5 protein-coding genes and 3 pseudogenes are annotated in these 6961 nt (G+C 69.4%); 5 read left to right on the top strand and 3 right to left on the bottom strand.

The features are described 5' to 3' along the window. Positions 1–133 (bottom strand): annotated as a pseudogene (locus tag HK417_RS23870) (transposase); the annotation flags it as partial. Between the two features lie 575 nt (positions 134–708). On the opposite strand from HK417_RS23870, the pseudogene HK417_RS27365 reads away from it, so the two are divergent. From HK417_RS27365 to HK417_RS23885, 3 genes and pseudogenes are all read left to right on the top strand, one after another. After that, positions 709–852: pseudogene (locus HK417_RS27365) on the top strand (DapH/DapD/GlmU-related protein); the annotation flags it as partial. Between the two features lie 462 nt (positions 853–1314). After that, positions 1315–1554, top strand: a complete 240-nt coding sequence (locus HK417_RS23880; protein WP_222273021.1) for a hypothetical protein — start codon at positions 1315–1317, stop codon at positions 1552–1554. Between the two features lie 66 nt (positions 1555–1620). Next, positions 1621–2202, top strand: coding sequence for a dihydrofolate reductase family protein (locus HK417_RS23885; RefSeq protein WP_222273023.1), 582 nt, complete (start codon positions 1621–1623; stop codon positions 2200–2202). A 265-nt stretch (positions 2203–2467) separates the two neighbouring features. Here the strand turns inward: HK417_RS23885 and HK417_RS25960 are convergent. Beyond that, positions 2468–3061 (bottom strand): annotated as a pseudogene (locus tag HK417_RS25960) (ISL3 family transposase); the annotation flags it as partial. A gap of 96 nt (positions 3062–3157) precedes the next feature. Then, complete coding sequence (locus HK417_RS25965; protein ID WP_261327678.1) at positions 3158–3634, bottom strand: hypothetical protein; 477 nt, start codon at positions 3632–3634, stop codon at positions 3158–3160. On the opposite strand from HK417_RS25965, the gene HK417_RS23895 reads away from it, so the two are divergent. Together HK417_RS23895 and HK417_RS23900 are read left to right on the top strand one after the other, a co-directional pair. Further along, positions 3633–4013: a transposase gene (locus tag HK417_RS23895; RefSeq protein WP_222273027.1), complete on the top strand. Its 381-nt coding sequence runs from the start codon at positions 3633–3635 to the stop codon at positions 4011–4013. The genes HK417_RS25965 and HK417_RS23895 overlap by 2 nt on opposite strands. A 628-nt stretch (positions 4014–4641) precedes the next feature. Then, a complete protein-coding gene (locus HK417_RS23900; protein ID WP_222273030.1) occupies positions 4642–6654 on the top strand; it encodes an acetoacetate--CoA ligase in 2013 nt (670 codons plus the stop codon). Positions 6655–6961 lie beyond the last annotated feature (307 nt).

Raw genomic sequence — 6961 nt, forward strand, 5'->3', positions numbered from 1 at the left:
AGAAGAACGCCTCCACCAGGTTCAGCCAGGAGCCCGAGGTCGGGGTGAAGTGCAGCCGCACCCGCCGATGCTGGGCCAGCCAGGCGCGCACCGCCGGGTGCTTGTGGGTGGCGTAGTTGTCGACCACCACGTACCGAGAAGCACGGTGCCGCGCCGTCGCTGATCGCGCCTACCAGCGGCCTCGTGTGCGGCCGCGAGTTCCAGCATCCGCCTCACCGCGGTGACGTTAGCTGGGCTCGCGTCCGTCGTGATCACAGACGGCAGCGACTCACTTCTCGCCCCCGCTGAAAGGATCAGTCGATGGAACTAGCCGACTTCCTGGACCACGTGAACCGCGGAGCGCTCATTGAGGGTGGCTCCGAGCAGCACGCCTTCATGCATCAAGTGGCGCAGGTCGCCTTGCGCGTGATCGCCGAGCTCAACGCCGGGTACCGCGAACCCGAGGGGGTGCGCGCGCTGCTGTCCCGGCTGACCGGTAGAGAGGTCGCGGAGTCGGTGACGGTGTTCCCGCCGTTCTACTCCGAGTTCGGCAAGAACCTGATCCTGGGCGAAGGCGTCTTCATCAACCAGGGTTGCCGATTCCAGGACACCGGGGGCATCACCATCGGGGACGGCAGCCTCATCGGTCATGGGAGCACACTGACCACGCTCAACCACGCAGTCGACCCGCGTCGACGAGCGGACATGACGCCCGCGCCTGTGGTGATCGGACGCCAGGTGTGGCTTGGTGCCTCTGTCACGGTTGTGCCGGGCGTGACCATCGGCGATGGTGCCATCGTGGGCGCCGGCGCCGTCGTCACCAAGGACGTAGCCGCCAACGCGATCGTCGGCGGCGTCCCGGCCAGGCTGATCCGCACGACCGGCTTCGACGCCTAGCTCAACTGTCTTCACCTACCAGGTCGGGCAGATCGCGTACTGGCCGCCCCACCTCGACATCTTGATCGTCTATGCAGGCCCGGCCTGCCGGTGCCCAGCCCGGGCCTCATCCCGCTCGGCACCGTCGACGACGGCCTGGACGTCATCGCCGCGGCCGGCGACGACTTCGACCTGACGATCACCGCCCTCGACCAAGGGGCGCTGGCATAGCGGACGACCGGAGCACCGAGCCCTCAGGCGCCGAGAGGAGGTTCGCGACTCGCCCCCGCGTTGGTGCACTTCACCGACGACGTCCTCTTGCGAGGCACGGAGCAGTGCGCGTGGGCTCACATGGGAGTGAGCAGGAAGGGCGTCCCACACTGCTCGCAGACCTCGGTGAGCCGCACGAGGAGGGGCTCGGGCAGGGGGATTCCTCGGTCCGCCTGCTCGCTGAGGCTGGTGGCTTCCGGGTCGCCGGGCACCAGGACGGGCGGGGATGCTTTCTCGATCAACCCCGCCGGACCGATCGACTGGGGCGCCCTCGCCGGTGGCGCAGGCTACTTCGACGAAGCTCACTTCGGCCACGATTTCTGGGCGTTCACCGGGCGCACGCCGACCCGGTACGTCGAAGTCCGGCGGCGGTTCATGCGCGAGCATCCCGGCCACGCGCTGGACGGCTGGCCGCTGCCGGTCGATTGAATTCTTACAAGAGCGACAACTCACGACACGCTAACTTGGGGGCATCCTAAAGCAAAGGAGAGCTCCGTGGGCAAGGTGGTCATGTACAGCTCGGTGTCGGTGGACGGCTTCGTCGCGGACGAGAATGACCAACCCGGACCGCTGTTCGACTGGTTGTCCAGCGGTGACGTGCCGTTGGACGAGAGCGGCGAGTTGAAGGTGTCGCAGACGTCCTACGACTACACCCGGCCGTACTGGGACCAGATCGGGGCGACAATCGTCGGCCGCCACGTCTTCGACATGACGGACGGCTGGGACGGGAAGCCTCCGGGCGGGATCGACCACGTGGTCGTCGTGACGCACCGACCGAAGCCCGAGGGCTGGGACCCCGAGGCGCCGTTTCACTTCGTCGACGGCGTCGAGGCAGCCGTGGCCAAGGCGCAGGAGCTTGCGGGTGACCGCATGGTCGAGGTCGCTGCTGGCGACGTCGGTGGCCAGGTGCTTGCCGCGGGCCTGGTCGACGAGGTGCGCATGGACGTCGTACCCGTCGTGTTCGGGTCCGGCAAGCGCTACTTCGGGTCGGTCCACGCGCATCACCTGTTGGAGGATCCTGACGTGGTGATTCAGGGCAACCGGGTGCTTCATCTGCGCTATAGGGTGCGCCGTTGACCGATCTGAGCGGGTACGCGAAGAAGTCCACTGCACCCGGTGACACAAGATCGGGCCTTCGGCTGCGTTTGCGCATCGCTGTCCTTGGTCGGGCAGCCGACGCCGATCCGCCCCAGCACCTGACCTGCGGCACGTTCAACTCAAGATCACTGGTTGCCGGTTCCGTCGTATCTTTGGCCGACCCCCAGGAAGAGCGGCTCTTCACCGATGCAGGGTGTAGTCGGGGTCTGAATCCGCCTGTCTCGAGTAGGGATCGGGCGATGTAGTTGGTGAGGTTGCGGAAGCCGAGGGCGGAGCCGCGCAGGTGCTCCAGGCGGGCGTTGATCGCTTCGGTTGGACCGTTGCTGGTGCCGGGCCGGTCGAAGTAGGCCAGTACGTCAGCGGCTCGCTTGCTCAGGGTGCGGCCGAGCTTGGCGATCTCGACCAGCGGCCTGGGGACGCCGGCGCTGAGCGACTCGATCAGCTTGACCATCAGCTCGCGACCCGACGGCTGGGTCGGAGTGCCGATAGACGGCGGTCATCCGCTGGTAGATGTCCCAGGTGGCCTCGACCTGCTCATCGAAGCCGAACAGGCCGTGAGTCGGGCGGCCTGCTTGTCGGTGAGCAGGTCGGCACCGGTGTGCAGGGTTCGCCGGGCACGGTGGAGCGGGTCGTTCTTACGGCCGCAGCGGCCGCGGGTGGTCTGCTGTACGCGGCGGCGGCAGTCGTTGAGGGCGTCGCCGGCCAGGCGCACCACGTGGAAGGGGTCCATCACCGCGACCGCGGCGGGGATCTCCTCAGCGGCGGCGGTCGTGAAGCCGGTGAACCCGTCCGTCGCGACGACCTCCACGGCCTCGCGCCACGCCTGGGGGCGCTGGGTAAGCCAAGCCTTTGAACGCGGCCTTGGAGCGGCCCGGGATCATGTCCAGCAGCCTCGCTGGACCCGTACCGGCGCGCACCGGCGTGAGGTCGACGATCACGGTGACGTACTTGTCCCGCGGCGGGTGTGGCGCCACACGTGCTCATCGACCCCGATGACTTTCACACCGTTCAACCGGCCGGGATGGTTGATCAGCACCCGTCGGCCCTCGGCCAGGACCGCGTCGTTGGCGGTGTTCCACGCGACGCGAAGCCCTTGAGCGACGCGAGCGATGCTCAAGGGCTGGCACACGGCCGCCTCCAGCACCCAGGCCAGTCCACGACGCGACAGCCTGGCCCGCGGCTCGGCCGCGCGGCTGGTGTCCTGACGCCACACATGCCCACACCCAGTGCACCGGTACCGGCGGATCGTCACCAGCAGGGTGGTCGGTCGCCAGCCCAGCGGCTCGTGCGCCAGCTCCCGCGCGACGGTGTCACGGGGTCTTCCTGCACACCCGCAGCGTCGGCACCAGCCCTCGGTGCCGTCATCGGCCTCAAGGACCCGGCACGCCAGGACCGCGCGATCGGGCTCCATGTCCTCGTGGGCGCGGTTCGCGCCGGGAGTCAACGAATCGGCCGGCCGCCCAACCGGCAAAGCAGGCAGCGGCAAGGGCAACCGCTACCTGGCCCGGGTGCTCGGCGAGGCCGCGGTCAGCGCCGCCCACACCGACACCTTCCTCGGCCAGCGATATCGCCGGATCGCCCGACGTCGCGGCAAGAAGCGGGCCATCGTCGCGATCGGCCGCTCGAGTCTGGTCATCATCTGGGCGCTGCTCACCGACGAGCAGGCCCAGTTCGTCGACCTCGGCCCGGACTACTACGCCGCCCGCAGCAATCCCGAACGCAAGGCCCGACACCACATCCGCGAGCTCCAAGCCCTCGGCTATGCGGTCACCCCCAACCCCGCGGCCTGACCGGGCCTGACGGAGATTCTCGGATCAGCCGCCTTCAGGGAGACCGGGCTCGGCAGGACCAGCATCTGGACACGTCTCTGACTCGGGTCGTGTCCGCTCGAGGACGCGCCGGAGCGCGGGGGGAGGGCCACAGCAAGGGAACCGCACGTCAGGGGGCGTGTCCGGAGAGAACCGGAACGGCCTCTGACTGGTTCACGGGGCGTTGGACCACCTATTGCTCCGCCCTTGCCTGTTTGAGGCGGCCTCCCGGTGCAGCGTCCGGCTGGGGGAGGACGGCGCGCCGGGCCCGCGGCTCCCGTCGTCGGCAACCGCCCACGGGGCGGCCTGGGATCCGGCTCGACCACCACGTCGCCCGCCACCTCGCGGACTCGAAGCGGTCCACACGTTCGAGGGCACGGACTCGTGCCCTGGAGGTCGGACGACCGATCACGGACCCTGTCCGCCTCGCCCGAGGTCTCCACGGACGCTAGTCAGCACGTCCCGGTCGGCACCGCAGGACTCCGCTCGAGACAGCTGTCGGTGGCCCATCGTCAGCGTCGATCGTCCGCATCGATGTAGAGTCCCCTGGTCGTTGATCCCTGAGCCGTGGGCTCGGGGATGCCGGTGCTCCGATTCGATGGTCGAGCCGATGACTGAACACGAGCAGCCCGGCCTGCTCTGGACGCCGACCCTTAAGTCGGCACGTGGCACTCGTGCCGCCGAATTCGCCCGCTGGGTGGGGGGTCGGCGCGGTCTCGACTTCGGTGACCCGCCGGACTACGACACGCTGTGGCGGTGGTCGGTGGAGCACCTCGACCAGTTCTGGGCGGACCTCGCCGGGTGGAGCAGGGTGCTCCCCGGTGTGCCGGATGACGAGGTGCTGACCGATCACCGCATGCCGGGTGCGGTCTGGTTCCCGGGGCGCACGCTCAACTACGCCGAGCAGGCGCTGCGGTGGGACGTCGCCGGCCCGGCGCTGGTCGTCGCGGACGAGGATCACCCGCCGGTCGAGGTTTCCTGGGCCCAGTTGCGGGGCCAGGTGGGTGCCTTCGCCGCGACCCTGCGCCGGCTCGGCGTGCGGGCCGGTGACCGGGTGGCCGGCTACCTGCCGAACGTGCCCGAGGCGGTCGTCGCGTTCCTCGGCGCGGCGTCGATCGGTGCGGTGTGGTCCTCCTGCGCGCCGGACTTCGGCACCCGCGCCGTCCTCGACCGGTTCACCCAGATCGAGCCGGCGGTGCTGGTCGCGGTCGACGGTTACCGGTTCAACGGCCGCGAGCACGATCGCCGGGACGTCGTCGCTGAACTCCGCACCGCGCTGCCGGGCCTGCGGGCGACGATCGCCGTGCCCCGCCTGCACCCCGCCGAGGTGCCCGCCGGGACACTGCCTTGGGCCGAGGCCGTCAGGGAGCCTCAGGAGCCTCTGTTCGAACCGCTACCCTTCGACCACCCGCTGTGGATCGTCTACTCCTCGGGAACCACAGGCCTGCCGAAGGGCATCGTCCACGGCCATGGCGGGATCGTGCTCGAGGAGCGGAAGTTCGTCGGGCTGCACTTCGACGTCGGGCCGGGCGACCGCTTCTTCTGGTACGCCTCCACGGCCTGGATCATGTGGAACATCTCCGTCTCTGCGCTGCTGTCCGGAGCGACCGTGATCCTCTACGACGGGGCGCCGACGTATCCGGGCCTGGACGCCCAGTTCGCCCTGGCCGCGAACACGGGCATGACCTACCTGGGCACGAGTGCCGGCTACCTGACTGCGTGCGAGCGCGCAGGTCTGCGGCCGGGGGAGACCCACGACCTGTCGAGACTGCGCGGGGTCGGTTCCACCGGGTCACCGTTGCCGGCGGCGGCTTATCGCTGGGTCTACGACGCGGTCAAGAGGGACGTCGTCCTGGGCTCCACCTCCGGTGGAACGGACGTGGCAACCGCGTTCATCGGTGCCTCGCCGCTGCTGCCGGTGACCGTCGGCGAGCTGCAGCGGCCCCTGCTCGGGGTGGCGGCCGCAGCCTGGGATGACGACGGCCGGCCGGTGGTCGGTGAGGTCGGCGAGCTCGTCGTCACCGAGCCGATGCCCTCGATGCCGCTGTACTTCTGGAACGACCCGGACGGACGCAGGTACCGGGAGGCCTACTTCGAGCCCTGGCCCGGCGTGTGGCGGCACGGCGACTGGCTCGAGGTCACCGAGCGCGGTACCTGCATCATCACCGGCAGGTCGGACTCCACCCTCAACCGCGGCGGCGTGCGGATGGGGACCGCCGACATCTACGCCGCAGTCGAGGCCATCCCCGCCGTCCTCGATTGCGTGGTGCTGGGCGTCGAGGAGCCGGACGGCGGCTACTGGATGCCTTTGTTCGTCCAGTTGGCGCCCGGTGAGCAGCTCACCGACGAGCTGGTCGCGGAGATCAAGACCGCGATCCGTCGGACGGCCAGTCCCCGGCACGTGCCGGACCAGGTGATCGCCGTCCCGGGTGTGCCGCACACCCGCACCGGCAAGCGGCTCGAGGTGCCGCTCAAGCGTCTGTTCCAGGGCGTGGACCCGACAAAGGCGGTGAACAAAGGCGCGGTGGACGACGAGGTACTGGTCGACCACTACATCGAGCTCGCTCAGCGGCGCATGAGCCGAGAAGCCGGGCGCGGACATGTCCCGGTTCCCGGAACCTGAGCACCTGCTGAGTCAAGCTCTGGCAGCGCACGAGTGGGCCGGCATCGCCGTGGTCGTGCTGGTCAACGCCGCTGCCGTCGTCACCACCAGTCCCGCTCGTGACACTCGGGAGCCGGGCCGCACGGCGACGTCCGAGGGCATGCCCGCGTCCGCCGGTTCCCCTGCCAAGCGCTAGCCTCGATCTTTCGTGATCTTAGCCGGGTGGGTGTGCGCGGGGTGATCGGCGTGGCTGATCGCAGCAGGGCGCGATCGAGCTCCGCGTCTGCCGCGGTTTCCGGTTCCTGATCGTCGGGATGGTGCGGGGAGT

The organism is Modestobacter marinus, from assembly GCF_019799945.1.
GTDB lineage: Bacteria > Actinomycetota > Actinomycetes > Mycobacteriales > Geodermatophilaceae > Modestobacter > Modestobacter marinus_B.